The 26852-nt window shown below is 70.9% G+C and carries 30 protein-coding genes and 1 pseudogene (1 of these 31 only partly in view); 26 read left to right on the forward strand and 5 right to left on the reverse strand.

Features of this window, described 5'->3' with window-relative positions:
• Nucleotides 1-41: 41 nt before the first annotated feature.
• Nucleotides 42-1205 carry a bifunctional glutamate N-acetyltransferase/amino-acid acetyltransferase ArgJ gene (gene argJ / locus E5F05_RS11620; protein WP_129118793.1) on the reverse strand — a complete coding sequence of 388 codons (1164 nt, stop codon included), beginning with the start codon at nucleotides 1203-1205 and terminating at the stop codon, nucleotides 42-44.
• Nucleotides 1206-1401: 196 nt separating this feature from the next.
• Here argJ and E5F05_RS11625 point away from each other — a divergent pair, with 196 nt between their 5' ends.
• From E5F05_RS11625 to holA, 3 genes are all read left to right on the forward strand, one after another.
• Nucleotides 1402-1923, forward strand: a complete 522-nt coding sequence (locus E5F05_RS11625; protein ID WP_129118794.1) for a hypothetical protein — start codon at nucleotides 1402-1404, stop codon at nucleotides 1921-1923.
• Nucleotides 1924-2109: 186 nt separating this feature from the next.
• Nucleotides 2110-2934, forward strand: a complete 825-nt coding sequence (locus E5F05_RS11630) for a serine/threonine-protein kinase (protein ID WP_129118795.1) — start codon at nucleotides 2110-2112, stop codon at nucleotides 2932-2934.
• Entirely contained in the window at nucleotides 2925-3827 is a 903-nt protein-coding gene (gene holA, locus E5F05_RS11635) for a DNA polymerase III subunit delta (protein ID WP_129118796.1), read from the forward strand. Before E5F05_RS11630 ends, holA begins: the two co-directional genes overlap by 10 nt.
• A 339-nt stretch (nucleotides 3828-4166) precedes the next feature.
• On the opposite strand, the gene E5F05_RS11640 is transcribed toward holA, so the two are convergent.
• Entirely contained in the window at nucleotides 4167-4802 is a 636-nt protein-coding gene (locus E5F05_RS11640; RefSeq protein WP_129118797.1) for a CBS domain-containing protein, read from the reverse strand.
• A gap of 128 nt (nucleotides 4803-4930) precedes the next feature.
• Here E5F05_RS11640 and E5F05_RS11645 point away from each other — a divergent pair, with 128 nt between their 5' ends.
• From E5F05_RS11645 to E5F05_RS11655, 3 genes are all read left to right on the forward strand, one after another.
• On the forward strand, nucleotides 4931-5422 hold the full coding sequence (locus E5F05_RS11645; protein WP_164973447.1) for an OmpH/Skp family outer membrane protein: 492 nt from the start codon (nucleotides 4931-4933) through the stop codon (nucleotides 5420-5422).
• A 136-nt stretch (nucleotides 5423-5558) separates the two neighbouring features.
• Nucleotides 5559-6035, forward strand: coding sequence for an OmpH/Skp family outer membrane protein (locus tag E5F05_RS11650; RefSeq protein ID WP_129118799.1), 477 nt, complete (start codon nucleotides 5559-5561; stop codon nucleotides 6033-6035).
• A gap of 55 nt (nucleotides 6036-6090) precedes the next feature.
• On the forward strand, nucleotides 6091-6495 hold the full coding sequence (locus E5F05_RS11655) for a carboxymuconolactone decarboxylase family protein (protein WP_129118800.1): 405 nt from the start codon (nucleotides 6091-6093) through the stop codon (nucleotides 6493-6495).
• Between the two features lie 21 nt (nucleotides 6496-6516).
• Here the strand turns inward: E5F05_RS11655 and E5F05_RS11660 are convergent, their stop codons facing one another.
• Nucleotides 6517-7209 carry a hypothetical protein gene (locus E5F05_RS11660; RefSeq protein ID WP_129118801.1) on the reverse strand — a complete coding sequence of 231 codons (693 nt, stop codon included), beginning with the start codon at nucleotides 7207-7209 and terminating at the stop codon, nucleotides 6517-6519.
• A gap of 251 nt (nucleotides 7210-7460) precedes the next feature.
• Between E5F05_RS11660 and E5F05_RS11665 the strand changes: the two genes are divergently transcribed.
• From E5F05_RS11665 to E5F05_RS11675, 3 genes are all read left to right on the forward strand, one after another.
• Entirely contained in the window at nucleotides 7461-8222 is a 762-nt protein-coding gene (locus E5F05_RS11665) for an electron transfer flavoprotein subunit beta/FixA family protein (protein ID WP_129118802.1), read from the forward strand.
• On the forward strand, nucleotides 8219-9169 hold the full coding sequence (locus E5F05_RS11670; RefSeq protein ID WP_129118803.1) for an electron transfer flavoprotein subunit alpha/FixB family protein: 951 nt from the start codon (nucleotides 8219-8221) through the stop codon (nucleotides 9167-9169). The genes E5F05_RS11665 and E5F05_RS11670 overlap by 4 nt, the downstream gene beginning before the upstream one ends.
• Nucleotides 9170-9484: 315 nt before the next feature.
• Nucleotides 9485-10153, forward strand: a complete 669-nt coding sequence (locus E5F05_RS11675) for a phospholipase A2 (protein ID WP_129118804.1) — start codon at nucleotides 9485-9487, stop codon at nucleotides 10151-10153.
• Between the two features lie 141 nt (nucleotides 10154-10294).
• Here E5F05_RS11675 and E5F05_RS11680 read toward each other — a convergent pair whose 3' ends face one another.
• Nucleotides 10295-11047 (reverse strand): YkgJ family cysteine cluster protein, encoded by a 753-nt coding sequence (locus tag E5F05_RS11680; protein WP_129118805.1) that lies wholly within the window; start codon nucleotides 11045-11047, stop codon nucleotides 10295-10297.
• Nucleotides 11048-11081: 34 nt separating this feature from the next.
• Here E5F05_RS11680 and E5F05_RS11685 point away from each other — a divergent pair, with 34 nt between their 5' ends.
• The 6 genes and pseudogenes from E5F05_RS11685 to E5F05_RS11710 all read left to right on the forward strand — a co-directional run bounded on the left by E5F05_RS11685 (nucleotide 11082) and on the right by E5F05_RS11710 (nucleotide 17449).
• Nucleotides 11082-12107 carry an HD domain-containing phosphohydrolase gene (locus E5F05_RS11685; protein WP_129118806.1) on the forward strand — a complete coding sequence of 342 codons (1026 nt, stop codon included), beginning with the start codon at nucleotides 11082-11084 and terminating at the stop codon, nucleotides 12105-12107.
• Nucleotides 12108-12155: 48 nt separating this feature from the next.
• Nucleotides 12156-12977, forward strand: coding sequence for an aminoglycoside phosphotransferase family protein (locus E5F05_RS11690; RefSeq protein WP_129118807.1), 822 nt, complete (start codon nucleotides 12156-12158; stop codon nucleotides 12975-12977).
• 107 nt (nucleotides 12978-13084) lie between these two features.
• Nucleotides 13085-13708, forward strand: coding sequence for a uracil phosphoribosyltransferase (upp, locus tag E5F05_RS11695; protein WP_129118808.1), 624 nt, complete (start codon nucleotides 13085-13087; stop codon nucleotides 13706-13708).
• A 295-nt stretch (nucleotides 13709-14003) separates the two neighbouring features.
• Complete coding sequence (locus tag E5F05_RS11700) at nucleotides 14004-15149, forward strand: MraY family glycosyltransferase (RefSeq protein WP_129118809.1); 1146 nt, start codon at nucleotides 14004-14006, stop codon at nucleotides 15147-15149.
• 175 nt (nucleotides 15150-15324) lie between these two features.
• Nucleotides 15325-16482, forward strand: a complete 1158-nt coding sequence (gene wecB / locus E5F05_RS11705; protein WP_129118810.1) for a non-hydrolyzing UDP-N-acetylglucosamine 2-epimerase — start codon at nucleotides 15325-15327, stop codon at nucleotides 16480-16482.
• 23 nt (nucleotides 16483-16505) lie between these two features.
• Nucleotides 16506-17449, forward strand: a pseudogene (locus E5F05_RS11710) (diacylglycerol/lipid kinase family protein).
• A 71-nt stretch (nucleotides 17450-17520) separates the two neighbouring features.
• On the opposite strand, the gene E5F05_RS11715 reads toward E5F05_RS11710, so the two are convergent.
• On the reverse strand, nucleotides 17521-18240 hold the full coding sequence (locus tag E5F05_RS11715) for a tetratricopeptide repeat protein (protein WP_129118811.1): 720 nt from the start codon (nucleotides 18238-18240) through the stop codon (nucleotides 17521-17523).
• 157 nt (nucleotides 18241-18397) lie between these two features.
• Here E5F05_RS11715 and E5F05_RS11720 point away from each other — a divergent pair, with 157 nt between their 5' ends.
• From E5F05_RS11720 to E5F05_RS11770, 11 genes are all read left to right on the forward strand, one after another.
• Complete coding sequence (locus E5F05_RS11720) at nucleotides 18398-21277, forward strand: hypothetical protein (protein ID WP_184117636.1); 2880 nt, start codon at nucleotides 18398-18400, stop codon at nucleotides 21275-21277.
• Between the two features lie 111 nt (nucleotides 21278-21388).
• A complete protein-coding gene (msrP, locus tag E5F05_RS11725) occupies nucleotides 21389-22369 on the forward strand; it encodes a protein-methionine-sulfoxide reductase catalytic subunit MsrP (protein ID WP_129118814.1) in 981 nt (326 codons plus the stop codon).
• Between the two features lie 149 nt (nucleotides 22370-22518).
• Entirely contained in the window at nucleotides 22519-23079 is a 561-nt protein-coding gene (locus E5F05_RS11730) for a protein-methionine-sulfoxide reductase heme-binding subunit MsrQ (RefSeq protein ID WP_241687145.1), read from the forward strand.
• 66 nt (nucleotides 23080-23145) lie between these two features.
• Nucleotides 23146-23508 carry a DUF3208 domain-containing protein gene (locus E5F05_RS11735; RefSeq protein ID WP_129118816.1) on the forward strand — a complete coding sequence of 121 codons (363 nt, stop codon included), beginning with the start codon at nucleotides 23146-23148 and terminating at the stop codon, nucleotides 23506-23508.
• A gap of 127 nt (nucleotides 23509-23635) precedes the next feature.
• Nucleotides 23636-23848, forward strand: coding sequence for a hypothetical protein (locus E5F05_RS11740; protein WP_129118817.1), 213 nt, complete (start codon nucleotides 23636-23638; stop codon nucleotides 23846-23848).
• Nucleotides 23845-24432: a type 1 glutamine amidotransferase family protein gene (locus tag E5F05_RS11745; protein WP_129118818.1), complete on the forward strand. Its 588-nt coding sequence runs from the start codon at nucleotides 23845-23847 to the stop codon at nucleotides 24430-24432. Before E5F05_RS11740 ends, E5F05_RS11745 begins: the two co-directional genes overlap by 4 nt.
• A complete protein-coding gene (locus E5F05_RS11750; protein WP_129118819.1) occupies nucleotides 24432-24677 on the forward strand; it encodes a hypothetical protein in 246 nt (81 codons plus the stop codon). Before E5F05_RS11745 ends, E5F05_RS11750 begins: the two co-directional genes overlap by 1 nt.
• Before the next feature lie 152 nt (nucleotides 24678-24829).
• Nucleotides 24830-25813: a porphobilinogen synthase gene (hemB, locus tag E5F05_RS11755; protein WP_129118820.1), complete on the forward strand. Its 984-nt coding sequence runs from the start codon at nucleotides 24830-24832 to the stop codon at nucleotides 25811-25813.
• A 4-nt stretch (nucleotides 25814-25817) separates the two neighbouring features.
• Complete coding sequence (locus E5F05_RS11760; RefSeq protein ID WP_129118821.1) at nucleotides 25818-26357, forward strand: cyclin-dependent kinase inhibitor 3 family protein; 540 nt, start codon at nucleotides 25818-25820, stop codon at nucleotides 26355-26357.
• A 34-nt stretch (nucleotides 26358-26391) separates the two neighbouring features.
• Nucleotides 26392-26730, forward strand: a complete 339-nt coding sequence (locus E5F05_RS11765) for an antibiotic biosynthesis monooxygenase family protein (protein ID WP_129118822.1) — start codon at nucleotides 26392-26394, stop codon at nucleotides 26728-26730.
• Nucleotides 26731-26829: 99 nt separating this feature from the next.
• Nucleotides 26830-26852, forward strand: partial view of a hypothetical protein gene (locus tag E5F05_RS11770; RefSeq protein WP_129118823.1) — the beginning only. It continues 475 nt past the right edge of the window; 23 of the gene's 498 nt are visible here — the first part of the coding sequence; its start codon is at nucleotides 26830-26832; its stop codon lies beyond the right edge, outside the window.

Here is a 26852-nt window from a genome sequence, read left to right on the forward strand (position 1 = left end):
TGGGCCTTCCGGGCGCGTTCAGGAAACGCTCAAGCCCGGCTTCAGGTCGTGTAATCCGCGTTGATGCTCACATACTCCGCGCTCAGGTCGCAGCCCCAGGCTTCGCCCGCCGCGTCGCCCACTCCCAGCCCCACCTCGAACACGACCTCCGGGGCCTGCATACTCGCGCTGACCTGCGCCGCGTCGTAGGGGAGGGGGCGTCCGGCGAAGACCGGGGTGCCCTGCACCTGGACGGTCATCCGCTCCACGTCCACTGCCGCGCCGCTGCGGCCCACCGCCATGATCACGCGGCCCCAGTTGGGATCGTTGCCGTGGACGGCGCTCTTGAGCAGCGGCGAGACGCAGCAGGTGCGCGCGGCGGTCAGCGCCTCGGCCTCGCTGCGGGCACCCGAGACGCGGACGGTCAGCAGCTTGGTCGCGCCCTCGCCGTCGGCGGCGATCTGCCGCGCCAGGTCGCGCATCACGCCTTCCAGCGCCGTCAGGAACTCGGCCGGGTCCACGTCGCCCGCGTGCCCGTTCGCCAGCACCAGCGCCATGTCGTTCGTGCTGGTGTCGCCGTCCACCGTGACCGCGTTGAAAGTCCGGTTCACGATGGCCGGGAACGCCGCCCGCAGCGCCGCCTGGTCCACCCGCGCGTCGCTGAAGGCGAAGGCGAACATGGTCGCCATGTCCGGGTGAATCATGCCGCTGCCCTTGGCGGTGCCCACGATGCGCGCGCCCGTGCTCAGCGTTGCCTGGGCGGTCTTGGGGTGCGTGTCGGTGGTCATGATCGCCGCCGCGAAGGGCGCCGCGTCACGGCCCAGCTCGTCCGGCAGATGCTCCACGCCGCTCAGCACCCGGTCCATCGGCAGGAGGTGCCCGATGATGCCGGTGCTGGCCGTCAGCACGGCGTCCGGCTCCACGTTCAGCACGCTGCCCAGGGCGTCCGCGATGTCCGCGTTGTCGCGTGCCCCCTGCGCCCCGGTCGCGGCGTTCGCGTTTCCGGCGTTCACGACCAGGGCGCGCACCGGCCCAGCCTGGCCGTAGACCTCGCGGTTGCGCGTCACGCAGGCCGCCGCCGCGCTGCTGCGGGTGCCGACAAAGGCCCAGGCACAGGCCGCGTCGCTCACCACGCAGCTCAAATCCGTCTTGCCGCTGGGCTTGATGCCCGCCGCCATCGCCGCCGCCGTGAAGCCCTGGGGAAAGGTCAGACCCGAATCCGTCATGCGCGTATGCTAGCGGGCGAGGTCCCCAGGCGCTTGTCCCCGGAAGCAGGTCCCTGGATCACACCGGCCAGCGCCAGAACCCGCTGCGTCCGCCTCCGGCGACGCCCCCTCAACCTGATGCACATTTGACGTGTTCTGCACGTTCCTCACGCGGCCTTCATGGGAGAGATGGGGGCGGGCGGGTAGGGTGAGAGCAATGAAGAATGTGCTGTTCTCCCTGACGGCGGCCGCCGTGCTGTCCGGTGCCGCTCTGGCCGCGCCCGTCAAGCTCCCGACGATTCCCGTCACCCTGGAACCGAATGCCCGGCTGCTGACGCTGAACGACGCGGGGATCGCCAAGGCCTTTCCCTCCTCGGCGGGCCGCCCCGACGCCGTGTTTCTGACCGAGGACCGCAAGGTCAGCGTGGCCTTCGAGTGGCGCGAGGGCAAGCTGGCGCCCTCCCAGGTGCAGGATCTGGTGGCGCAGTTCCCGGCGGTGATCCGCGCCCAGATTCCGAACGTGAAGACCCTCAAAGCCAGCGTGCTCCAGATCGGCGGGACGCCCTGGGCCCAGTTCGTGTTCACCACGCCGGGGCAGGGGGACGACCTGCGCCGCGAACTGCTGATGACCAGCGCCGAGGGCCGCATTCTGGTCATCACCATCGCGGGCAACCAGAAGGACTACAGCCGCAACGAGGCCGTCATCCGCAACCTGGTGAACAGCGTCCGGGTGGACTGAACGCGGTGGACCCGGCGCCCCGTTCTTCCCAGGTACACCTTCTGCCTGGGGGGACTAGGGGCGTCCCATTCTGTCTGGATGACCGTCTGCCCGGTCAGGTTCGGGCGCCGTCCCCCCTGTTCTTTTCCCGCTGGCCCGGGGTTGCCCCGGTCCCTGTGACGCCGTTGTTTGGAGTTCGTGTTTAATATGGACTGCGTGCAACAAGTTCCTGACTCGCAACTGACGGAGGCCCGGTCCCTGGAGCCTCCGCGTGTGCTGGCTGTCCGCGGCGGCATACAGAGCGAGGTGGGCGAGTGGCGGGGGCGCGAGGTGTTCGTCAAGACCCTGCTGACCGACGACCCCCAGGCCGCCCTGCGCTTCGAGCACGAGGGGCAGATCGCGGCCGGGCTGGACCATCCGCTGGTGGTGCCGCTGCTGGCGCAGACGCGGGCGCAGCTCATCTTTCCGTTCGTGCCCGGCCCCACGCTGCGCGAGCGGGTGGAGCACGGTCCCCTGTCCCCCGCCGAGGCGCTGGGCGTGACCTGCGGCGTGCTGGGTGCGGTCACCCACCTGCACGCCCGGGGCGTCACCCACCACGACCTGAAGCCGGAGAACGTGCTGCTCGCGGGCGGCAGCTTGCGCGGCGAGTGCGTGCGCCTGGTGGACTTCGGCATGAGCCACTCGCAGGCGCTGCCCCACGACATCCACGGCGGCACGCGCATGGGCACGCCGCACTTCATGGCCCCCGAGCAGTTCCAGGGCGTGCGGGGCGACCCCCGCAGTGACCTGTACTCGGTCGGCGTGCTGCTGTTCGACTGCCTGGCCGGGCACCCCCCCTACGAGGACGCCCTGGGCTGGCTGGTGGGCCTCTGCGACGACTGCGCCCCGCTGCCCGGTCCCCCCGAGTTGCACCCCGTCCTGCAAGCGGCCCTCAGCCGCGACCCGGCGGAGCGTCCCGGCTCGGCCGCCGAGATGCGGGCCGCCCTCCGCGGCGCCGCGCGGGCGCTGGGGCTGGAGGCCGCTTGCCCCTGATCGCGTTCAGCGGCAACCGTTTTCTGGCCGAGGAGACGCTGCGCGACACCCTCGCGGCGCGCGGCCTGAGCGTGCGCGACCTGCCCCGGCTGGCGGGCGAGGAGGTCAGCGCCGAGAGCATCGGCCCGCTGCTGACGCCGAGCCTCTTCGGGGATGGCGGCGTGATCGTGGATTTCGCCGGGGTCAAGCCTGACAAAGCCCTGCTGGAGCTGCTCGCCGCCGCGCCCGTGACCGTCGCCGTGCTGGACGAGACGCCCCCCGCCACCCGCATCAAGCTGTACGAGACGCGCGGGGAGCATCAGCCCTCGCCCGCCCCGCAGAAGACGGGTGACGTGGCCGGATGGGTGGCGCAGCGGGCCAGAAAGACCGGCTTGAAACTCGACCGGGACGCCGCGCTCTATCTCGCGGAGGTGTTCGGCCCCGACCTGACCGGCATCGCGGGCGAACTGAACAAACTCGCCCTGCTCGATCCACCCCTGACGGCCGAGCTGGTCCGGCGGGTGGTGGGCCGCGAGCCGCCCGGCGATTCCTTCGCCATGCTGGGGGCGGCGACCGGCGGGCATCCCGGCGAGGCCGTCACGCAACTGCGCCGCCTGCTGGAGAGTGGCGAGGACCCCTTCAAGTTGCTGGGGGCGGTCGTGTGGCAGTACAGCCTGGTGGCCCGCTGCGTCGCCCTGCTTCAGGAAGGCGGGCGCGTGACCGAGGCGGCCGCCGCCCAGCGCCTCGGCGTGAAGCCCTATCCCGCCAGGAAGGCGCTGGAGGTCGCCCGCCGTCTGAGCGAGGGCAAGATTCGCGCGCACCTGGCCCGCATCCTCGACGCCGACCTCGCCATGAAGCGCGGCCTTGATCCCGCCGCCACCCTCGAACGCCTGATCGTGCAGCTCAGCGTCTGAAGCGGTCGGGAGAACCCTCCGTTCTTTGACCGGCGGCCTCCGCGAAGCCGTGGGGGACGCACTGAGGTCTGCCATCAAGGGGAAAAGGCGTTCAGGACGATAAAAAAGCTCCTCCCCCTTGAGGGGGGAGGCTGGGTGGGGGTGAACGGGCCGGGCGTCCGAGGCCAGGGGGAAGGCCAAACCCCATTTTCAGGCGACGCGGTAAGGGCAGCCTGGGGCTGCCACCCCTCCCCCCAACCCTCCGCTGCGCGGCTCTACGAGTCACCCGCAAGGGGAGAGGGAGAAAAAACCCGTTCTCAGCGGGTTTTTTCAACGGAGTGAGAAGGCCCCTGAGCCTCTTCAGTCCAGCACGTCTATTCCGGCAGCCTCGGCGCGTTCGCGGGCTTCGCGGGCGCCCTCGCCGGTCACGCGCATCACGAAGCGGCGGCGGGGCTGTTCACCCCTGGCGGTGTGGCCGTAGGTGGCGACGCTGATGATGTTGCTGGGCTGCGCGGCGTTGGTGGCGCGGGCGAGGCTGCCGGGCAGGTCGGGCATGTCGAGCGTGAGGCGGGTGCCGCCCTCCTTCAGCCCCATGATGTCGATAAAGGCGCGCAGCACGTCGGTGATGGTGATGATGCCGGTCATGCGCCCCTCCTCGTTCAGCACCGGCAGGCCGCCCACGCCGTGTTCCTGCATCCGCAGGGCGGCGTCCTCCATGTACTCGTCCTCATGGGCGGTGATCACGGGGCGGGCCACCATCTCGCTCACGGTCAGCTTGCTGAGCAGATAGTTCAGTTCCCACACGCTGAGGGTGGTGGCCTTGCTGGGCATGGCGTCCTTGAGGTCCTTGCGGGTGGTGATGCCCACCAGCCGGTCGCCCTCCATCACCGGCAGGCGGCGGAACCCGCGCTCCTTGAGGATCTTGAGGGCGTCCATGACGGGGGTGTCGGGCGTGACCGTGATCGGGTCAGGGGTCATCCAGTCGCTGACGAGCATGGCTCTCAGCTTACTCCGCCTCCGCGACCCTTGCCCCTCTGCCGAACTGACCCTGCCCTGATGCCCGATCTGAGCAAACTGTGAAAGGATTCATTCGGCTCAGAAAAGGCCGTGCTAGTTTGCCCGGCATGAAGATGAACGCTAAGGCGCTCGCCCCCCTCGCCCTCGTGGCAGCGTTCGGCCTGGGGGCCGTAACGCCCCACGCGCAGACCGCTCCCCAGAAGATCGGCTTCGTGGACGTGCAGAAGCTGCTGTCTGCCCACCCCAACGACAAGGACATCAAGGCCATTCAGGACAAGGCGAACACCGAACTGGGCGCGCTCGACCAGCAGATCAAGGCCATCGACGCCAAGGGCGCTTCGGCCACCGCCGCCGAGAAGCAGAACCGTGACGCCCTGGTCAAGACTATCCAGGCCAAGGCCAAGGCTTACGACGACCAGATGAAGCCCAAGGTCGACGCCGTCGAGAAAGCCGTGGACGCCGCCGTGAGCAGCGCCGCCAAGGCCAACGGCTACGGCATCGTGATGGACCGCAACGTGGCGGCCAGCAGCGGGCTGGTGGTCTACGCCGACAACAGCACCGAACTGACCGACGCGGCCCTCAAGGCCCTCAAGCCCTGACCTCCCGGCCTTCCTGACCGAGTGGAGCGGGGTTTGCCGGGTCAAGCTGGCCCAGAGCGCCGCCCCCAGCCCGGCCCCCGCGCGGTTGCGGGGGCTTTGCCTTGCCCGGCCGCCCGGCCGGAAGAGAGGAGAACCCATGAGAAACGCCTTCCTGATCCTGCCGCTCGCGCTGCTCGCCACTGTGCCGCACGCCCAGCAGCGGGGGAGCCGCGTGGGCTTCGTGGACGTGCAGCAGGCCGTCGCGGCCCTGCCCGGGAGCAGCACCTACCTGAACCTGACCAAGAAGCTGGACGCGGACCTGAAAGCCAAGCAGACGAACCTCCAGAACCTCGCGGCCAAAGCGGCCAGCACGCGCAGCGCCGCAGACCGGCAGGCCCTCCAGAAAGCGCAGCAGAGCTTCGTGAGCGCCCAGCGGGACGCCCAGAAGCGCCTGGAGGGCGAGTTCAAGCCGCTCGCCTCCAGGATCAACTCGGCGGTGGCGAGCGTGGCCAAGAGCAACGGCTACAGCGTGGTGATGGACCGCCGCGTGGCCGCCCAGTCCAATCTGGTGGTCTACGCCAACAACGCGGCGACCGACCTCACCGCCGCCGTCGTCAAGGCGCTCAAGAAATAATCCCCCGCGTCCAGGCCCGCCCTCTCTGTGGGGGCGGGCCTGCTACGCTCCCCGCATGACCGACGGCAAGGATGAGGGAACAGGGGTAGCCCGCCGCCATATTTTCGGCGCGCAGGAGGAGCGTATCCTCGGCCGCCTGGCGGCGCTGGACCCCGACCTGATGCGGTACGTGCGCGACTTCGCCTACGACACCGTGTACGAGCGGCCCGGGCTGGACCTGAAGACCAAGGAACTGGTCGCCTCGGCCTTGCTGGTTTCGCTGGGCAGCCCGGCCGAACTCCGCACCCATCTGCGCGGCGCCCTGCGTGCCGGTGCCAGCGAGCAGGAGGTGCGTGAGGTGCTTTTGCTGTGCGTGCCATACCTGGGGTTTCCGCGTGTGGTGGCCGCCTTCACGCAGCTTCAGGCGCTGCTGGAGGCCCGGCGGGACGGGCAGGAAAAGGCCCCCACCGGTGAGGGGTGAGGGCGGGGCCGAGCCGCTCGCTCAGAAGCCGGTCTTGATCCCGATGCGGGCCTTGAAGACCGTGCCGGGGCGGACAAAGGCGTTGCTGACGTTGTTGTAGCCAGCGTCGCCGGGCGTGAAGGTATCGCTGTTGCCGTTGCTGCTGGTGACGGTGATCGAGGAGCCGAAGAACTGATCGATGCCCAGGTCGCCCACCAGGCTGAGGTTGCCGGTCAGGCCGTAGCTGACCATCACGCCCGCGCCGACACCGAAGGCGCTGCTGGAGAAGGTCTGGCTGCCGCTTGAACCGAAGTCGGCGGTGCTGCGGAACAGACCGTAGCGGCCACCGGCATACAGGGTGGTGCCCAGGCCTGGGGACACTTCACCCAGGCTGTAGGTACCGTCGAGGCTGGCGACCACGCGGCTGCCCGACTCGGTCACCAGGCCCTGCTGTTTGGCCTGCCCATAGGTGAAGGTGGGGGGGAAGAGGGTTCCGGTCGGGTCGATGGGCGCGTTGTCGTTGATCGCGTCACTGGGGCGGGTAAAGCTGACGCCCGCCTTCACGCCGATAGGCCCGGCAACGTTGGGGGCGTGGACGAACACCTCGCCGCTCAGGCCGCCCGCATAGCCGCCGGTCAGGCCCAGCTCGACGCCGTTCATGCCAGTGCTGGAGTAGGTTTGCGCGCCCGCCGTGGCGAGGCCCGCGCTGAGGGTCAGGGCAAGAAGCTTCTTCATGTCGTTTGTAGCCTGACTCACCAGGATGAGCGTTTCCCCTCATGAGTTTTACGGGCGATTTATGAACCGGAAAGCGGGGCGTCAGGTGAACGGGGAAGCGAAGGGCTGTCCCGCAGTCAGGAACTGCTCCGCTGGAAGGAACCTGAAGCCCCTGCTAAACTTGAACCGAGTCTAATTTGCCATGCTGCGTGTTCGGATACGCGGTGTGCAGGCTGCTGCGGGCGTATCTGTCACCTATTCTTGGAGGACCCATGAAGATCCTGACCCTAGTCCGGCAAGTCCCCGACGCGGAAGCTCGCGTCAAGATCACTGGCCAGAACGTGGACCTCGAAGGCGCGACCCTCGTGATCGACGGGATGGACGAGTACGGCGTGGAAGAAGCCCTGCGCCTGCGTGAAGGCGGTGGGGGCGTCGAGGAGATCGTCGCGCTCGCGGTCGGCCCCAAGCGCGTCGAGGACGCCCTGCGGACCGCCCTGGCGATGGGCGTGGACCGCGCCATCCACGTCGAGACGGACCAGAAGCTCGACCCCATCGCGCTGAGCCGCGTGGTGGCGCAGGTCGCGCAGGCCGAGGGCGCGGGCCTGATCCTGGTCGGCGGCCAGGAAGCCGACTGGGACAGCCAGGCGCTGGGGGCCGCGACCGCCGAACGCCTGGGCTGGCCGCAGCTCACCTGGACCAACGAGCTTCAACTGGAGGGGGACACCCTCACCGGGCGGCATGACGTGGACGACGGCAACGAGAGCTTCCGCGCCAGCCTCCCCGCCGTGGTCACCACCCAGCAGGGCCTCAACGAGCCGCGCTACCCGACCCTCCCCAACATCATGAAGGCCAAGAAGAAGGAACTCCGCAAGGACGACCTGGGCCAGTACGGCGCGCAGCCAGCGGTCCGGGTCGTGAACAGCGAAATCCAGACCCGCGCCCGCCTGAACAAGATGATCGACGGCAAGGACCCGCAGGCCGCCGCCGAACAGCTCCTCGATCTCCTGCGGAACGAAGCGAAGGTGATCGCATGATCCTGATCGTCGCCGAACACGCGGGCGGCAAGCTCGCCAAATCCACCCTCGAAATGGTCACGGCGGCCCGGCAGTCCGGGCGTGAAGGCCCCGTCACCGTGCTGGTGCTGGGCCAGGGCGTCGCGGACGTGGCGAACGAGGCCGCGCGCTACGCCGATCAGGTGCTGGTCGCGGACCTGCCGCAGCTTGCTAACTACAACGCCGAGGTCTGGGCCGCCGCGACCGCCCAGATCGCTCAGGAAGGCGAGGCCAGCACCGTCATCATCGGCGGGAGCCGCTCGGGCCGTGAGTATGCCCCGCGCGTGGCGGTGAAGCTCGACGCACCCTACCTGGAAGACGTGATCCAGCTCTCCGCGAGTGGCAACGCGCTCCAGGCCCAGCGGTACACCTACCTGGCCCGCGTGACCGAGACGGTCGAGGCCGAGGCCCCGGTGATCGTGGTGACGGTGAAGCCCGGGTCCTTCGCGCCCGCTGCCCCCGCCGCCGCTGCGGGCGAGCAGTACGACGTGGAACTCGACCTGCCCGCGCCGCGCGTGGAGGTGACCGGCAAGAGCGTCGAGAAGAGCAGCCGCGTCGCCCTGACCGAAGCGGACGTGATCGTGACCGGCGGGCGCGGGGTGGGCAGCCCCGAGAACTTCGCCACCTACGTCGAGGGGCTGGCGGACCGTATCGGGGCGGGCGTGGGCGCGACCCGCGCAGTCGTGGACGCGGGCTGGCGGCCCTACGCGGAGCAGGTGGGCCAGACCGGCAAGACCGTGCAGCCCAAGGCGTACATCGCGCTGGGCGTGAGCGGGGCCGTGCAGCACCTCTCCGGCATGGGCAAGAGCAAATACATCGTCGCCATCAACAAGGACGCCGAGGCCCCGATCTTCAAGGTCGCGGACTACGGTATCGTGGGCGATGTGAACCAGATCGTGCCCGCGCTGATCGAGGCCGCCCGGAAATAACCCGCACGGCCGACAACGCCGCTCCCCTCCGCGTGAGGGTGGGCGGCGTTGCCACTGTAAAGGCAGGACGACCGCAAAGGTGCCGAGTCCGCACAGCCCCGCTCAACCCCACTGCTGCGCAGCTCTGCGAGTCCGGCCCTTACCCCTCCGAGCCACCTCCCCTCAAGGGAGGCAACAGATTGAGCGTCCTAGAGGGCAACCCATGTTCCTGAACGGACTTTGCAGTGGCCCTGTGTGAAAGCCACCCCTGGCCTTTTTCTCCACCTGGGGGGTTACACTGGGGGAACAACACAATCTTTCCCTCAGGAGCCGCGCATGAAGAGAGTCACCCTCGCCGCCGTCACCCTGGTCACCGCCCTCGCTGCCTGTGGGCAGAACCCCACCGCCTCGGCCCCTACCGCCGCTGCCCCCGGCACCCCTGGTCCCGGTACGCTGACCGCCGCCTATGCTGGCCGCCCCGAACTTCAGGACGCGGACAGTCAGGCGATCCTGGCGCGGTACGGCAACGATCCGGGCCTGCTCGCCGCCCTTCAGGAAGCGTATGGGGAGCGGCCTGCTGACATGACGCGGCCCGCGGCCCCCGCCATCACGGGTCTGGACCTCGCCAGTGACCGCCTCGCGTACATCAAGCGGGTGGCCTGGGGCACGGTGGCCGCCTACAACAGCCAGTACGCGAACCGGAGCGCGGTGAATGCCCAGTACCCGGGTCTGGACTGGAGCCGTGACGGGTGCAGCGCCCCCGACGGCGTGGGCCTGGGCTACCGCGAGGACTTCCGGCCCGCCTGCAACGTGCATGACTTCGGCTACCGCAACCTCAAGGTCTACCAGCGGACTGATGCGAACCGTCTGGCGACGGACGACGCCTTTTACGTCAACATGAAAGGCATCTGCGCCGCGAAAAGCTGGTACAAGGAACCGCCCTGCTACGCCGCCGCCTACGCTTACTACCAGGGCGTACGTCTGGGCGGAAGCAGCAGTTTCTAGGAGCAGGTCAAGCGCCGCACCGTTCCTGCTCATGGGAGCGGTGCGGCCCTTCTTGCCGGACGCCAGAGAGGCCAGCATCCCATCTTGTCAAACTCTGGTCGTCCGAACCGCACCCCCCGAACAGAACCCTTCGACCCGCGCTCAGCCGAGTTCCAACACCGTCCGGTGCGCCAGTCCCGCCGCCTTCGCGGCCCGCCACGCCCCCCGCGCGTCTCCCCGCGCCACCTGTTCCATGAACGTCCCGTCCCGTGCCAGTGTCGTGAGCACCCAGAAATCCCCCCAGACTTCCAGCCCCCACTCGGCGCGCATGGCTTTGGCGGCGGCTTCCCAGACGGGTTCGGAGAGATGTTCCAGCGGCGCGATGAAATGCAGCTCACCGTCGGTGCCGGGCGTGCGCGCCACCTCCCGGCGGTACTGCTCGCGCTCGCGGCGGGTCATGGCCTCCCAGGCTCCGGCCTCGCAGTAACGGGCAGGCAGGGCGCTGAAGGTGTCGCGGCAGCGGGTGGGGCGCACGTCGTAGCGGGTGCAGCCGCCACTCTCGCGGTCAAGCAGCGGGCAGAAGCCGACCTCCGTGCGGTGGCGCTCCACGTACACGTCCTCGTCGGGGGCCGTGCGGGCATTGTGCAGGACCTGGCGGGCGTGCGCCTCCACCCGCGCGGCCTCCTCGTCCGTGAGGGCCTGGGCGGTCACCAGGGCCTCGGCCAGGCTGACACGGATCGGCATGTTGCAGCACGCGAAGCAGCCCGCGCCGCAGAAGACGCGCCCGCCCCGCTCCTGGTAGCGCGCCGTCCACGCCTGCGCCCGCCGCGCATAGGCCGCGTACCCGCGCTCGACGGCGGCGGTCACCCGCGAGGAGGGGGAACGGGGGAGGGTGGGGGAGGAGGGGCGCGTCACCTGGGCAGGGTAGCGCGGGTATACTGGGCGGAACGTGTTCCGACGCTCCCGTCCGCAGCCCGCGCCGACGCCCGGGCCTGATCCCCGTCAAACCGGAGTCGTACCGCCCGCCGAGCCGCCCGACGCGACCCGCGTGCTGGCCGACCTGCTGGCCCGGCCCACCACCGAGGGCATTCTGGAAGGTGCCCTGGCCCACGCCGTCACGCTGCTGGGCGGTGAGGCGCAGGGGTACGCCGTGCTGCGCCGGGGGCAGGACCACGTGGCCGCCGTGTTCGGTTATCCGCGGTCGCTGGTCGGCACGGTGCTGAGTGGCCCCTGGACCGGGATGCGGCCCCGGCTCCTGGCGGACGGTAGCCGGGAGCTGTACCGGCTGAACCCGCCCGAGGTGCAGACCCGGCTGGATCAGGCCGGGATGCGTGACGTGCCCCTGACGCTGGCGGTGCCGCTCAGCGACCGGGGCCGCAATCTGGGCGCGCTGGTGCTGGACCGCACCTCCCCGGAAGGCGTCTCGCCGGAACAGCAGGAGGCGGTGACGCGCTGGGCCGCCGCCGCCGCGCCGCTGCTGGGCCTGCTGGACTCCCGCGACGAGTGGCGGCAGGCGGCGCGGCAGATCGCCTCGGCGATGGTCGAGGCCGCCGAGAGTCGCGAGTTCGACGCCGTGGGGCACGGTCAGGCCGTGACGGACACCGCCATGCGGCTGGGCCGCGCGGTGGGCCTGGCCGAGCGCGAACTGGAAGAGCTGTGGTACGGCGCGATGCTGCACGACATCGGCAAGCTCCACGACGAGGCCGGACACGCCCAGGTGGGCGCGAACTTCCTGCACGGCGTGCCGCATCTGGCCCAGGCGCAAAAGGCCATCCGCCACCACCACGAACGCTGGGACGGCCAGGGTGACCCGGACCGGCTGGCCGGTGAGGACATCCCCCTCTACGCCCGGATTCTCGCCGTGGCCAACGCCTCCGTGCATGCGGGGGACGCGGCGCGCGTGCGGGAAGAGGCGGGCCGCAGCCTCGATCCCCGGCTGGTCGGACTGCTGGAAAAGCTGCCGCCCGAGCGGTAAAGCGGGGGACGGGCCTTCTTTCCCCGCCGCCCCCGCTATCATGCGCGGGTGATTCCGGGCGGCCTGCCAACTCCGCGTTTCCCCGTGCTGGAAGCCCGCTTCGGTCCTCTGACGCCGATGGACACGGGGATGCAGAGCCGGGTGTACGCCGCGCCCGGCGGCGACGTGGTCGTGAAGGTGTACCGCAACCAGCGGGGCGAACATCGCCTGGAGGCGCAGAACATGCGCCGCGCCGACCTGGGCGAGTGGGTGGTGGACACCGTGGAGGCCGACGGCGTCGAGGCCCTGATCCTGCGCCGCTTTCCGGGGCGGCCCCTGCGCGCCGCCGACATCCCCGCCGCCCTGCCCCGCCTGCGCGAGATTCTGGGAGCGCTTCACCGCGAGCGGCAGGGCTGCGTGGACCTGAAACGGGTCCGCGAGCGCCTGAAACGCTTTCGCAGCGCGCTGGCCGCCTATCCCCTCGATGACCTCTTCGACGCGGTGGAGGAGCCGCTGGAACGCGGCCTGCTCGACCAGCCCGCGGCGTTTTGCCACCTCGACCTCTGGCACGACAACATCCTGATCGCGCCAGACGGGGACGTGCTGGTGATCGACTGGACCAAGGCGGGCTGGGACGACCCCCTGCGCGACATCGCCCTGCTGAAGACCGGCACGCTCGACCTGCTGAGCCGCGACGCCAGTCTGGACGCCGCCCTCGCCTTTCTGCCCGACCATGCCCCCGCGACCCTCACCCGGCTGCGCGCCTACCTCGCCCTCACCTATCTGCACGACCTGTACTGGTTCCTGATGAACGAACCCTACGAGTTCGACCGGCAGCGGCGCCTGAAGTTGCCGCGTGCCCGGCACGCGCTGGCGCGGCTGCCGGGGTAGGCAGGGATGAGGGTTGAGCGATGAGTGATGAGGAAGACCGAGAGGCCTGGGGGCCTGCCCTCCTCCTCATCACTCGTCCCTTCCCGCCCGCCGGGTATCGTGAGGCCATGCTCACCGTCGTCACCCATCCCCTCGTTCAGCACAAGCTCTCCCTGATGCGCGACGTTCACACCGGCGTCAAGGAATTCCGCGAACTCGCCGCCGAGGTGTCCATGCTGCTCGCCTATGAGGCGATGCGCGACCTGGAACTGGAACCCACCCGCCTGCAAACGCCTCTTCAGGAAGGCGAATTCCCAATGCTGAGCGGCAAGAAGCTAGCGCTGGTCGCCATCCTGCGCGCCGGGCTGGTGATGACGGACGCCATCGTGAATCTGGTGCCCGCCGCGAAGGTGGGGCATATCGGCCTGTACCGCGATCCCCAGACCCTCCAGCCGGTCGCCTACTACAACAAGCTCCCCGCCGACATCGCGGAACGCCGCGTGTTCCTCACCGACCCGATGCTCGCCACCGGGGGCAGCGCCTCGGCGGCCATCGCGTCCCTGAAAGCGGCGGGCGCCCACAGCATCAAGCTGATGTCCATCCTCGCCGCGCCCGAGGGCATCGCCGTGATCGAGCGCGACCACCCCGACGTGGAGATCGTGACCGCCGCTGTGGACGAGCGGCTGAACGACCACGGGTACATCGTGCCGGGGCTGGGGGACGCGGGGGACCGGATTTACGGGACGAAGTAGGGGGCAGAGAGCAGAGGGCCGGAAAATGCTGAAGCTGGAGCCTTGGCTGAGTTTTGCCCTCTGCTCTTCGCTTAGGACGTACGCGATTCAAAAGCTGAGTGCGTGCGGATGAGGTTCTTCGCTCCTCTGCTGGGCAGCTCTATGAGTCCCCCCTTGCGGGGGAGGCTGGGAGGGGGGTGGACGGCGAAGCCGTCCCAGCGGAGGAAAGCGCGGTTTCCCACCACCCACCAGAACAGAGTTTCGCGTAAGTCCTCTGCCCTCCCCTCACCCCCAGCCTTTAGACTCCGGTCAGCTTATGGAGTCCCTCAAGGCGCTCGCGGCGCAATTCGGTATCGCGGATCTGTTCGGGCGCGGTTTTCTCAGCGTGCTGCTCACGTTCCTGACGGCGTGGGTGTTTACCTGGCGGTTTATCCCGCGCGTGCGGGAGTTCGCAATCAAGGTGGGGTGGGCGGATATGCCCAACGCCCGCCGCCTTAACAAGGAACCGCTGCCCAACGCGGGCGGCCTGGCGATCTTCGCGGGCTTTCTCGTGAGTGTGGTGGTGGCCTGGGCGCTGCGGCCCATCGTGATCGAGCAGGTGAATATTCAGGTCCTGGCGATCCTGCTGGGCGCGTCGCTGCTGGTGCTGGTGGGCTTTATCGACGACCAGTTCGGCCTCTCGCCCCTCTTCCGGTTGCTGGTGCAGATGCTCGCGGCCGTGCTGCTGATCGTGAACGGCCTGAAGGTGGATTTCAATGCCATTCCGTTTATGCCGGTGCTGCCGCACGCGGTCAACGGTCCCCTCAGCATCCTGCTGACCGTCCTGTGGATCGTGGGCCTGACCAACGCCGTCAACCTGATGGATGGGGTGGACGGCGTGGTGGGCGGTGTGGGCTTCGTGGCGAGCATGGTGCTGCTGGTCACGGCCGCGCAGTTCGCGGACCGGGCCGCGGCGGTCGTGCTGCTGGCGGGCCTGGCGGGGGCGGCACTGGGCTACCTGCGCCACAACTTCAACCCCAGCCGCATCATCATGGGCGACGCGGGCGCCTACCTCTTCGGCTACACGCTGGCCGCCGTCAGCCTGCTGGGGACCCTCAAGGTCAGCGCCGGGGCCAGCCTGCTCGTCCCGCTGATCGTGATGGCCCTCCCGATCCTCGACACCACCCAGGTCGTGATCGGGCGGCTGGCGCGCGGCATCCGCAATCCGCTGGGGCACCCCGACAAGACCCACATCCACCACCGGGTCCTGGCCCGCACCGCCTCGGCCCGCCGGACCGCCGTGATCCTGTGGCTGGTGGCGCTGGCCTGCGGCGTGATCGGGATGCTGGCGCAGGGCGTGCCGCTGCCCGCGATTCTGGGGACGGTGGTGGTCGTGCTGCTGTGCCTGTGGTTCGTGGCCTACCGCCGCGTGCGCGCGCTCGACCGGGAAGCGGCCGCCGTCACGCCCGGGCAGGGGGGGTGAGGAGAGCGGTGCGGAGGGGGGTGGACGGCGCAGCCGTCCCAGCACAAGGAATCTCTGTTTCCCTTTCTCCGTAAAGGAACAAGTTTCGCGTCAGTCCCAAGCTCAAAGCTGACCGCTCTCCCTTACCCCCGCCATCGCCCGCCCACCGGGACGGCACTCTGATACCGTGACCGCGATGACCGACCTGGCCCGTCCTCTCCAGCCCAAACGCATTGTCCTCGCCTTCGGCACGCGGCCCGAGGCGACCAAGATGGCCCCGGTGTACGCGGCCATTCAGCGGCAGCCCGGCCTCACGCCGCTGATCCTCTCGACCGGGCAGCAGCGCCAGATGCTCGACGAGGCGCTGGCCGTCTTCGGCCTGACCCCCGACGAGGACCTGAACGTGATGACCGAGCGGCAGACCCTCGCGGAACTGACCGGGCGCATCGTGCCCCAGGCGGGCCGCAAGCTGCGCGAGATGGGGGCGGACATGGTGCTGGTCCACGGTGACACCACCACCTCCTTCTGCGTGGCCCTCAGCGCCTTTTACGAGGGCATCCCGGTCGGGCACGTTGAGGCGGGGCTGCGGTCGGGCAACATGCGGGAACCCTTTCCCGAGGAGGCCAACCGCCGCCTGACGGGCGTGCTCTCCACCCTCGATTTCGCGCCCACGCCCGGCAGCCAGGCGAACCTGCTGCGCGAAGGCAAGGCGGAAGAAGGCATCTTCGTCACCGGGCAGACGGCGGTGGACGCTGTGCGGGAGGTGGCGGGCCGGGTGTCCCTGCGGCCCGAATGGCAGACGAAGCTGGACGCCGGGCAACGTCTGGTCACCGTCACCATGCACCGCCGCGAGAACCTGCCGGTGATGGCGGAGATGGCGGAGGCGCTGGCAGACGTGGCCCGCGCTCACCCGGACACCCATTTCGTCTATCCAGTTCACCTGAACCCCGCCGTGCAGGAAGCGGTGCGGCCTGCGCTGGGGCAGCTCCCCAACTTCGAACTCACCGAACCGCTCGACTACGCGCAGATGGCGCCCCTGATGGCCGCCTCCATGCTGCTCGCCACCGACAGCGGCGGCTTGCAGGAGGAGGGGGCGGCGCTCGGCGTGCCGGTGGCGGTCCTCCGCAACGTGACCGAGCGGCCCGAGGGGGTGGAGGCAGGCGTGCTGACACTGGCCGGAAATGATCCCGAGCAGATGCGCGCCGTGCTGAACGGCCTGCTGGACGACGAGGAGGGGCTGGCCCGGATGCGCGCCGCCCGCAACCCATACGGGGACGGGCAGGCGTCGGGGCGCATCGCGCAGGCCATCGCGTGGTTCTTCGGCCTGGCGGAGCGGCCTGCGGACTGGTCGTGAGTGGGGGAGAGGCCCCCTATCCTGTGCCTGACGTGACCGATGCCCCTTCTGCCCGGCTCCTTCCTGCCCGGCCCTACGCCGTCGTTCTGAACCCCACCGCCGGACGTGGTCTGGCCCGGCGCGCGTGGCCCCGGCTGGAGGCGGAACTGCGCGCCCGTGGCCTTCCCTTCGAGCTAATCAGCGAACCCAGCGGCGCTGGCGCCCTGGCCCGCGTGCAGGCCCTCCCGCCGGAAGTCGCGGTGCTGGCGGTGGGGGGGACGGCACGGTGGCGGCACTGCTGCCCGCGCTGGTCGGCACCGGGCGCCCATTGGGCATCGTGCCGCTGGGCAGCGGGAACGATTTCGCGGGCATGCTGGGGCTGCGGGCCGGGGACTTTGCCTCGGCCCTGGACCGCCTCACCTTTGCCCCGCGGCGGGTGGACGCCCTGCGCGCGACCATCCTGGCCGGGGAAGGGGCGGGCAGCTCGCATCTGCTCCTGAACGGCCTGGGCATGGGCTTCGACGCCCAGGTGACCGCCCTGATGCTGCATGCCCCCGCCCGGCTGTCCGGCTTCGGGCGCTACGCCTGGGCCGCTCTCGCCGCGCTGCGGGACCTGACCCTCACGCCCGTGACGGTCGAGGTGGACGGTCGGGTGAGGTATGCCGGGCCAAGCTGCCTCGCCGCCGTGATGAACGGCACGCGCTACGGCGGCGGCTTCCGGATCAGCCCCGCCTCCGACGCCCGCGACGGCCTGCTCAATGCCCTAGCGAGCGGTCCCGTCACCCGCGCGCAACTCCTGGCGCTGATGGGCCGCGTGTTGCCCGGTCGTCACCTCGGCCACCCGCGCGTTCATCATGCGGCCGGACACGCGGCGACGGTCACCTGGGCGCGGCCCACCTACCTGCACCTCGACGGCGACCTGGCGGGGCGGGTGCTGGGGGTGCGGGTGGAGGTGCTGCCGGGGGCGGTGACGCTGCTGAATGGGTAGCTTTCAGCCGTCAGCAAAAAGCAAAAAGCCCCAGCTATGGCTGAGGCTCCCGGTGCTGACCGCTGATTGCTCTACTGCAAGCTCGCCAGCTTCGCCTTCGCCGCGTCCAGGTCGCGCTGTTCCCAGTAGGTGGTGGCGGGGATGGTGACCGCCTTCTGGAGCTGCGCGACGGCGCCCGCCTTGTTGCCCGTCAGGAGCAGGGCGTTGGCGTACTCGATGCGGTGGACGGCCACGTTCGGCTCCAGCGCGATGGCCTTTTCGAAGTTGGGGGCAATCTGGCTCTTCTTGGCCCCGGTCAGGAAGGTCGCCGCTCCACCCTTGCTGACGAGGTTGGCGTTCCAGAGGCCCAGGGCGACGTAGGCCCCGGCCATGTTGGGCTGGAGACGGATGGCCTGGTCGAGATTCTTCTTCACGTCCCCGGCGAGGTTCAGGCTCTGGAGGATGCCCACGAACTGCGCCAGGCGGCCCTGCGCACGCGCCAGCTCGAAGTAGGCGTCGGCGTTGTTCTTGTCGAGGGCGATGGCCTGACGGGCGTACCCCTGGGCCTTTTCGAACAGCCCCTTCTTCTGGTTGTCCGGGCTGACGCTGGCCCCGGCGGTGGTGGCCTCGGCGGCCAGGGCAAAGCCCGCGCTGGTGTTCAGGGCGGCGGCGGCGGTCGCCGCTTCCTGCCACTTGCCCTGGTCGTAGAGGGCCTGGGCGGCCTGCTGGCCCTGGGTCTGCTGGGCACTGGCGCTGACGGCAACGGCGAGGGCAAGGGTCACGAGAGCCGGGCGTATGGGGGTCTGGCGCATGGGTTCCTCCTGGGGGAGCGGTGGGACTTTGGAAAACTGGACCGAGTATACACAGCGCGGGCCACAGAGTCTGACGAGATCGTCAGGCACACGCTATGCCCCCCTTTGTTGCACCCGGTCCAACGCACCTGGCCGGGAGTGGTAGCCTCGGCTTACCTTGGACTGGAAAGGCATCCTGGCCGACCTGCGCGCCCACCTCCCGCCCGCCCGTGACCCGGGGCGCGGCGTGCGCGGCAGCCTGCGCTGGCTGGAGGCCGAGATGGGGACGCGGGGCGCGAACTCCGCCTCGGTGCGGAACATCGTGTACCGGGACGTGGGGACGCCTGCCGACAAGGCCGCGCTGCGCGCCATCCTCGCGGACCTCGCGCGGGAGGCGGGGCGACCGCTGGCCGAGGAAGCCGCGCCCGCCAGCCTGCCCCCCGCGCCGCTCCCCGACGAACTGGAACTGCTGGGCCGCAGCAAGAAACGCGCGTACAAGCAGTTCCTGGCTGGCGTCCGCGCGGGCCGCGCGCCCCGGCTGATCGTCACCGGGCGGGCGGGGGCGGGCAAGACCGTCCTGCTGGACCATCTGGAACGCGCCCTGTCCGCCCTGGGGAGAGGAGAAGTCCGGCGGCTGAACCTGACGGGCGACGCCTCGGGCGTCCTGGCCCTGCCCCCGGCAGGCACGTCCTTCGCGGAACGCGCGCAGGCGCAGGGGGACGCTGCCCGGCGTGCCTTTCCCCCGCCCCCCGGGACGCTGTTCGCCCGCGTGACGGCGGACCTGAACTTTGCCGGGGAGCCGCCCCGTTCCCCGGAGGGCCCGCCCGCCCCGCCCGCCGCCTGGGCCGCCGAACACCTGCTGCGCCGCGCTCCGGCGGGAGTGGCCGTGCTGCTCGCACTGGAGGACGCGGCAGGGTTGCCGGAAGGTCTGGCGGAAGTCATCGAGCTGCGCCCCCCCACCCCCGCCGAGGCCCGCGCCTACCTGATGGCCCGGCTGGGGGTCACGCGCGAACGGGCTGACGCGCTGGTGCGCGAGACGGGCCGCCACCTCGACCGCCTCACGCTGCTGGCCGGGAGCGGGCCGGACGGCGCGGCCCCCGAGCGGTTGCTGGCCGACCCGGACGTGCGGCGGCTGGCGGCGGCGCTCGCGGCCCTGCCGGGGGGGGGAGACGGGGCGGTGCCGGAGGCGGCGCTGGCTGCCGCGCTCGGGACGCCGGTCGCCGCCCTGCCCCCGCACACCCGCGCGCTGCTGCAAGGGAGCGGCGCGGCGTGGGCACCCGTTCCGGCGCTCCGGGCCGCGCTGCCCCAGGTGCCTGCCCGCGAGCGGGACGCGGCGCTGCGCCGCCTGCTGGCCGCGCCGCCCACGCCCGACCTCGCCCCGGCGCGGCTGGCCGCCTTCGCCGCGCTGGGCGAGTGGGCCGCCCTCGCCACGCACGTCGCCGCATACCCGGACGACGGGCGCTACCTCCCGCCCCTCTGGCCGCAGGTGCGGGCGGGCGCGCGGGGGGACACCCGCGAGGCGCTGGCCCGCGCCGTCGCCGCCCACCACGCCGGACGCGGCGAGTACGACGACCCCCGCGCCCGCGACGCGCTCTTCACCCTGCTGGAATCCCCGAATCCCGCCGCGCGCGGCTGGGCGCGGGTGAAACTCGCGGAGAGCAGCGTGGACGCCGGGAACTTCGAGGCCGCCACCGCGCAACTCGCCCACCCGGAACTCGTGGCCGCGCTGGCGGGACCGCCGGACGGCTGGACGGCGGCAGCGCAGGCGGACGCGCTGCTGGTGCAGGCGGCCCTGGCCCGCTGGCGCGGCGACCTGGGCGCGGCCACCCGGGCGGCGACCGACCCGCGCACCGCGCACGGGGGCGGGCGGGCGCACCTCTGGCGCGGGCTGATCGCCAAGGACGCGGGCCGCTGGCCGGAGGCGCTGCGGCACCTCCACCTCGTCCCCGCCGGGAGTCCGCTGCTCGCTGCCCGCGCGCTGTACCAGGAGGGCGATCTGCGGTTGCGCTTGGGCCAGCCGCACGCCGCGCTCAGTGCCCTCACCGACGCCGCCGGGCGCCTGGAGGCGGCGGGAGGCGGCGCCGAGGAACGCGCCCGCGCCCTGGCCCGCGCCGCGACCGCCCTGCGCCGCCTGGGCCGCCCCGCCGAGGGCCGCGCCTTTCTGCACCGCGCGCTTGCGCTGTTGCCCGCCGGGCAGGACTGGGGCGGCTGGGGCGACGGCGTGCTGCGTGCCCGCCTGCTCAGCGAGGGGGTGCCGATCCTGCTGGCGCTGGGCCAGCCGGACGCGGCGCTGGCGGACGCCACCCGCGCCCTGGGCCTGCTCGCCCGGCCCGGTCCCCGGCGCTCGGAGGCGGAGTACCGCACCCGGCGCACCCATTACCGGATCGCCCTCGCGTACCTCACGCGCGGCCTGGGCCTGCCGTACCTCCAGCCGTTCGCCGGGGCACGCCGCGACCATCCCGACCTCGCCCACGCCCGCGCGCTGCTGGACGCGCACCTGGCCCGCCCGCCCGCGGCGAGTGACCGCGAACAGGTGCTCGCCTTCGACCTGCACCTCAGCCGCGCCCTGGCCGACCCCGATCCCCGGGTTGCGCTGGAGTACACCACCCGAGCCCTCGCCATGACCGACCACCCCTACGCTGAGGCGCAGGCCCGCGCCCTGTATGCGGAGGCGCTGCTGCGGGCCGGGCAGGACGGCGCGGCCCTGGCCGAGATCAACCGCGCGCACGCCCTGATCCGCCGGGTGCAGGCGGGCCTGCCCGGCACCCACGACGCGGACCCCGGCCTGAGCGCACAACTGCTGGCGCTGGAGGCCCGCGCGACCATTCTGGAAGGCGAACGCGCCCTGCGCTGGCTGCGCGACGCCCTGACCGACCCGCCCCTGGCCCCCTTCCGCCCCGGCATCTGGCGCGAGGCGGGCCGCGCCCTGGAACAGCGCCACCCCCGGCCGCAAGCGGTGCTGCGTGCCCTTCATCCGGGCTGGGAGCCTGGAACGCTGCGGGTCCGCGACGCCCTGGGGCTGCTGGAGGGGGAAGCCGGGGAGAGCGGCGGCGGGTGATCCAAATGGCAACGGGACGCTTATAGGTAAAGGAGCAGGGGACCAGACTGTCGGGGTGAACTCGCCCGCCGCGCTCTTCCTGGCCCCGCTGTTCCCGCGAAGGAGAACCTGATGTCCGGAACGCCTCCCGACCTCCCCGAACGCGACGACGCAGAACAAACCCCCCCGGTGCGCCCGCGCCGCGAATTCCTGAAGAATGCCGTCCTCTTCACCGGCACGGTCGCCCTGCTGGGCGGCGGCCTCGAACTCCTGACCCGCCGCCCCGGGGCCGCCGCCGAGAGTGCGCCCGGCGAACTGCTCGCCCAGGCCCGCCGTCCCCTTGGCCCCTACGACACCTCGGAGGCGGTCACGCCCTACGCGCAGGCCACCACCTACAACAACTTCTACGAGTTCGGCCTCGGCAAGGACGACCCCGCCCGCCTGGCGGGGAGCCTGAAAACCCGCCCCTGGACCGTCCTGATCGACGGCGAGGTCCGCAAGCCGCTGCGGGTGGACATCGACACCCTGGAGTCGTGGTTCCCCCTCGAAGACCGCATCTACCGCATGCGCTGCGTGGAGGGCTGGTCGATGGTGATGCCCTGGCTGGGCTTTCCCCTCGCCGCGCTGCTGCGCCGCGTCGAGCCGAACAGCAAGGCGAAATACGTGAAGTTCACCGCCCTGGAGGACCCCAAGCAGTTCCCCGGCCAGCGCAGCTCCGTCCTCGCCTGGCCCTACGTGGAGGGCCTGCGGCTGGACGAGGCCCTGCATCCCCTCACCTTCATGGCGGTCGGCCTCCAGGGGCGCGTCCTGCCCAACCAGAACGGCGCGCCGCTGCGGCTGGTCGTGCCCTGGAAGTACGGCTTCAAGAGCATCAAGTCGGTCGTCCGCATCACGCTGACGCGGGAGCAGCCCCAGACCACCTGGGCACTCGCCGCCCCGGACGAGTACGGCTTCTACGCCAACGTGAACCCGGCGGTCCCGCACCCGCGCTGGAGCCAGGCGACCGAGCGCCGGATCGGGGAACTGCGCCGCCGCCCGACCCTGCCCTTCAACGGCTACGCCGATCAGGTCGCGCACCTCTACAGCGGCATGGACCTGCGCCGCTTCTTCTGAGCCGGGAGAAGGATGGAGTTCTTGGGATGAAGGACTTTCCGGTGCTTTCCCGGCAGGGGCGGAGTGAGGGCGGAACGGAGCAGGCGCGCGCCGCCCCACGCCCTGCGCCCCGCCGCGCCTCCCGCCCGCTGCCCTGGTTGGGGCCGGGCATCGTGGTGGGCGGGCTGCTGCCGGTGGGCGGGCTGCTGCTCGACGCGGTGACCGGGGCACTCGGCGCCAATCCGGTGCAGCGGGCGCTGCTGCAAACCGGACAACTGGCGCTGGCGCTGCTGATTCTCTCGCTGGCCTGCACGCCCCTGCGTCTGCTGACCGGCTGGACCTGGCCCGCCCGCGTCCGCAAGGCGCTGGGCCTGCTCGCCTTCGTGTACGCCGCGCTGCACTTTCTGATCTACCTCTTCGACCACGCCTTTACCCCCGGCGTCGTGCTGGAGGACGTGCTGAAGCGGCCCTTCGTGACCGTCGGCTTCGCCGCGCTGGTGCTGCTGGTGCCCCTGGCCCTGACGAGTACGCGGGATGCCGTGCGCCGGATGGGCTTCGCGCGGTGGCAGCGGCTGCATCAGCTCGTGTATGTCGCGGTCGGCCTGGGCGTGCTGCACTACTGGTGGGGGGTGAAAAAGGACCACACGGCGCCACTGATCGCCGCGCTGGTCGTCGCCGCGCTGTTTGCCGTGCGCCTGCTCCGGCAGCGGCGGGCCCGCGCCCGGTCTTGAGGCGGGGCCTTGACCGGTCCCTCATCCACCCGCCCCTCGCGCCCGGAGCGGGTATGCTGCGGGACGATGAGCACCACTGACGACCACGGGGACGCGGGAGGCCGCGCCGCCGTGCGCCTGCTCCAGGGCTACCTCTGGCACCCCAAAGACGCCGACGTGGACCTGGAACACTACCTGCCCCACGAACTCGACGAGGCCCACGTGCTGTGGGACGCGGTGCAGCCCCCCTTCGCCTTCTTCGAGAACGGCGAACCGACCGCCGGGCAGACCTTTTACCAGTTCACGGTCCTGCGCGTCTACGACGACAAGCCGAACGGTGACGCCCTGCACGCGGACGCCGAGGCCGCCAGCCAGGCCCTCGAACCGCTGCTGGAAGCCACCCCGCCCGGCGTCGGCTGGCAGCTCTGGGAGGACCTGCGCGAACTATGATCTGGCCTCTGGTGGAAAGGTTTCCTTGTAAACCTGGAAATCCGACCGCAGGGAGAACGTACGGCTTCCGGGAGATGGCTGGCCCTCCGGCGTTTTTCCGGCGGGCAAGGAACCGGACGGAAGCCGTATGAGCGGGGCTGCTGCCAGTATGGCCTGGCTGGACCTGCGCGTGGAGGACGACCCTCACCCCCGCCGCTTCGACAGCCCCGAAACCCTGCGCGCCTACCTGACGCGGATCGAGCGCCTGACGCCGGACGCGATCACCCTGCTGCTTGGGCGCGGTGAAGTCGGCCCGCCCGACGCGCGGCGGGTATACCGCGTGCAACCCCTCCAGCCATGACGGACCCGCCCGGCCGCCAGCCCGATCAGGAGACGGAAGGTCCTGTCGTCGCCATTCCCGTCTACGCGGGGGTCAGCGAACTGGAACTGGGCCTGATGGTGGCCGTGTGCCGCCTGTGTGGCGGCGAGGGCCGGGCGCGCACCGTGAACCGCTCGCGGGCCAGCATCGTGACGGCCGGGGGCCTGGTCAGCACACCGCACGTGCTGTACGCCGCCCTCCCCGAACCCGCCGCGCTGCTGGTCCCCGGTGGCCCCGGCGCGCAGAAGGCGGCCCGCGACCCCCTGCTGCGCGAGTTCCTCACCCGCCACGCCGCGCTTCCCACCGGGGCCAGCGGGAGTGGCCTGCTGCTGCTGGGGGACGCGGGTCTGCTGCGCGGCCGTCTGGTCGGGGGTCCCGCCGACCTCGCCGACACCCTCTGGGGCTATGCTCCGGACGACGTCCGCCCCGGCGAGGTCGTGGCCGACGACGCCCTCACCAGCACGCCCGGCGGCCTGCCCGCCCTCCACGCGGCCCTGGCCGTCGCCGCGCGGGTCTGGGGTGAGGAAGCTGCCCAGGACGCGGCCCGCCGCCTGGGTCACCCCTGATGCCTGGCGGCGGAGAGGTCCGCGAATACGTCACGCTGCCGGACACGCCGGATGAGCCCGCCCTCGCGGTTCTGCTCGCCACGCCCGGTGGTGCGGCCCTCAGTGCCCGGAGTGGAACGGACGCGGCGGGCCGTGCCCGAACGGTCCTGACCCTCGCCCACCCGGACCCGGAGGTGGTCGCCGCCACCCGGCAGAACCTGCTGCGCGCCTGCCGGGAACGGGGGCTGCGGGCGTTCGTGGTGTGAGGCGGGAGGGGGCGGGCAGGACCGCCTAACAGGTCCTCTCTCTTGAATTGCAAAGCGAAGCGGAGAGGGGAGCATCGCTCGTGGCCTCTCCCCACACTGTCCGCCGCTCCCCCTTCCATTCCCGCTGCCGCGCCTGCGCTAGCCTGCTTGGCATGTTGGACCGTCCCCGTCGCCTGCGCCGTACCGCTGGCCTGCGCGCCCTGATGCGCGAGGTCACCCTGACGCCGCAGCACTTCATTCACCCGCTGTTCGTGCATGAGCAGGACACCGAACTCCCCATCGCCACCATGCCGGGCGTGAGCCGCCACAGTGTCGCCGGGGCAGTGGAACAGGCCAGAACGGCCCGCGACCTGGGCATCACCAGCGTGATCCTCTTCGGGATTCCCGACGAGAAGGACCCCCAGGGCAGCCAGGCCTACGCCGAGGGCGGCGTGATCCAGCGGGCCGCGACCGCGATCAAGGCCGAACTGCCCGACCTGACCGTCATCGCCGATACCTGCCTGTGCGAGTACACCGACCACGGGCACTGCGGGCCGCTGTGCCAGACGCAGGACGGCGACTGGACGGTGGACAACGACGCCGCCCTCGAACTCCTCGCCCGGACCGCCGTGTCGCAGGCGCGAGCGGGCGCGGACGTGGTGGCCCCGAGTGCGATGATGGACGGGCAGGTGGCGGCGATTCGCACCGCCCTCGACGCCGCAGGTTTCGAACACGTCCCGGTGATGAGCTACGCCGTCAAGTACGCCAGCGCCTACTACGGCCCCTTCCGGGACGCGGCGGGCAGTGCCCCCAGTGTCGGCAACCGCGCGTCCTACCAGATGGACCCGGCCGGTGGAGAGCGCGAGGCGCTGCGCGAGGCGCGGCTGGACGCGGCGCAGGGTGCGGATTACCTGATGGTCAAGCCCGCCCTGGCCTACCTCGATATCCTGCGGCTGCTGCGTGACAGCTTCGACCTGCCGCTGGTGGCCTACAACGTCAGCGGCGAGTACGCGCTGGTCAAGGCCGCCGTGCAGGCCGGGTACATGGACGAGCGGCGCACGGTCCTCGAAACCCTGACCGGGATGCGGCGGGCGGGAGCGGACGCCATCATCACCTATCACGCCCTCGATGCCGCACGCTGGCTGCGGGAAGGCTGAGCGCGTGACCAGCGAGACGCACCCCATCCGTGTGGACTGGATCGACACCGCGCTCTGGCCAGGCCGCCTGGGCCTGACCTTCGCGCCGGGCAAGAAGGGCGCGAGCGTGCTTCAGGCGGGCGTGATGCATGACCGCGATCTCGCCGCCGACCTCGACCGGCTCGCGCGGCAGGGGGTGAACGTCCTCGCGCCCCTCATCGAGGCCCACGAGTTCGACCTGCTGGGGATTGCCGAATACCACGCGCTGGCGCAGGAGCGGGCCCTGACCGTCCTGGCCTGCCCGATCCGTGACCGCGCGGTGCCGGACGATCCGGAGGCCTTCACGGTCTTTCTGGACGAGCTGATGGAGCAGCTCCTCGACGGGCGCACCGTCGTGGTGCATTGCCGGGGCGGGCTGGGGCGAGCGGGCCTGGTGGCCGCCTGCCTGCTCACCCAGGCCGGGATGCCCCCCGAGCAGGCCATCGGGCGCGTGCGGGAGGCGCGGCCCGGCACGGTCGAGACGGCCGCCCAGGAACAGTTCGTGTACGACTTCGCCAACCGTTAAGCTGCCTGTCAAGTTGAGCCGGAGGAGGGCTGCCATGATCACTGTCGCCAACCGCATTTACGTCAACCCCGAGTACTTTGGGCAGTTCGAGGCCCGCTTCCGCGAGCGCGCGGGGCTGGTGGACGGGATGCCCGGCTTCATCTCCAACCACGTCCTGCGGCCCTTGAAGGCGGGAGAACCGTTCGTCGTCCTGACCTTCTGGGAAAGCCGCGAGGCCTTCGAGGCGTGGACGAACAGTGACGCTTTCCGGCAGGGCCATGCCCGCAGCGGCAGCCTGCCCCGCGAGGCCTTCAGCGGCCCCAACGTGCTGGAGGTTCACGAGGTGGTGCAGAGCACCGGCACGCCGGTGACGCCGACCATCGCGCCGCACTGAGGCCGCGTCCGTCAGGGCGAGAGTCCTTTTTCCGGCAGGATAATGCTGCGTTGAGCCGAATCCGGCAGAGCTGTCAGAAAGGGGGCCTAAACTGAGAACATGCTGAAAGCCACGCTGACCTG

It is taken from the genome of Deinococcus metallilatus (assembly GCF_004758605.1).
In the GTDB taxonomy this organism is placed as follows: domain Bacteria; phylum Deinococcota; class Deinococci; order Deinococcales; family Deinococcaceae; genus Deinococcus; species Deinococcus metallilatus.

Coding starts and splice junctions, on each gene's coding strand:
- argJ (WP_129118793.1), bottom strand. CDS start 1,205: ATGACGGATTCGGGTCTGACCTTTCCCCAGGGCTTCACGGCGGCGGCG.
- E5F05_RS11625 (WP_129118794.1), top strand. CDS start 1,402: ATGAAGAATGTGCTGTTCTCCCTGACGGCGGCCGCCGTGCTGTCCGGT.
- E5F05_RS11630 (WP_129118795.1), top strand. CDS start 2,110: ATGGACTGCGTGCAACAAGTTCCTGACTCGCAACTGACGGAGGCCCGG.
- E5F05_RS11640 (WP_129118797.1), bottom strand. CDS start 4,802: ATGCTCGTCAGCGACTGGATGACCCCTGACCCGATCACGGTCACGCCC.
- E5F05_RS11645 (WP_164973447.1), top strand. CDS start 4,931: ATGAAGATGAACGCTAAGGCGCTCGCCCCCCTCGCCCTCGTGGCAGCG.
- E5F05_RS11650 (WP_129118799.1), top strand. CDS start 5,559: ATGAGAAACGCCTTCCTGATCCTGCCGCTCGCGCTGCTCGCCACTGTG.
- E5F05_RS11655 (WP_129118800.1), top strand. CDS start 6,091: ATGACCGACGGCAAGGATGAGGGAACAGGGGTAGCCCGCCGCCATATT.
- E5F05_RS11660 (WP_129118801.1), bottom strand. CDS start 7,209: ATGAAGAAGCTTCTTGCCCTGACCCTCAGCGCGGGCCTCGCCACGGCG.
- E5F05_RS11665 (WP_129118802.1), top strand. CDS start 7,461: ATGAAGATCCTGACCCTAGTCCGGCAAGTCCCCGACGCGGAAGCTCGC.
- E5F05_RS11670 (WP_129118803.1), top strand. CDS start 8,219: ATGATCCTGATCGTCGCCGAACACGCGGGCGGCAAGCTCGCCAAATCC.
- E5F05_RS11675 (WP_129118804.1), top strand. CDS start 9,485: ATGAAGAGAGTCACCCTCGCCGCCGTCACCCTGGTCACCGCCCTCGCT.
- upp (WP_129118808.1), top strand. CDS start 13,085: ATGCTCACCGTCGTCACCCATCCCCTCGTTCAGCACAAGCTCTCCCTG.
- E5F05_RS11700 (WP_129118809.1), top strand. CDS start 14,004: ATGGAGTCCCTCAAGGCGCTCGCGGCGCAATTCGGTATCGCGGATCTG.
- wecB (WP_129118810.1), top strand. CDS start 15,325: ATGACCGACCTGGCCCGTCCTCTCCAGCCCAAACGCATTGTCCTCGCC.
- E5F05_RS11715 (WP_129118811.1), bottom strand. CDS start 18,240: ATGCGCCAGACCCCCATACGCCCGGCTCTCGTGACCCTTGCCCTCGCC.
- msrP (WP_129118814.1), top strand. CDS start 21,389: ATGTCCGGAACGCCTCCCGACCTCCCCGAACGCGACGACGCAGAACAA.
- E5F05_RS11735 (WP_129118816.1), top strand. CDS start 23,146: ATGAGCACCACTGACGACCACGGGGACGCGGGAGGCCGCGCCGCCGTG.
- E5F05_RS11740 (WP_129118817.1), top strand. CDS start 23,636: ATGAGCGGGGCTGCTGCCAGTATGGCCTGGCTGGACCTGCGCGTGGAG.
- E5F05_RS11745 (WP_129118818.1), top strand. CDS start 23,845: ATGACGGACCCGCCCGGCCGCCAGCCCGATCAGGAGACGGAAGGTCCT.
- E5F05_RS11750 (WP_129118819.1), top strand. CDS start 24,432: ATGCCTGGCGGCGGAGAGGTCCGCGAATACGTCACGCTGCCGGACACG.
- hemB (WP_129118820.1), top strand. CDS start 24,830: ATGTTGGACCGTCCCCGTCGCCTGCGCCGTACCGCTGGCCTGCGCGCC.
- E5F05_RS11765 (WP_129118822.1), top strand. CDS start 26,392: ATGATCACTGTCGCCAACCGCATTTACGTCAACCCCGAGTACTTTGGG.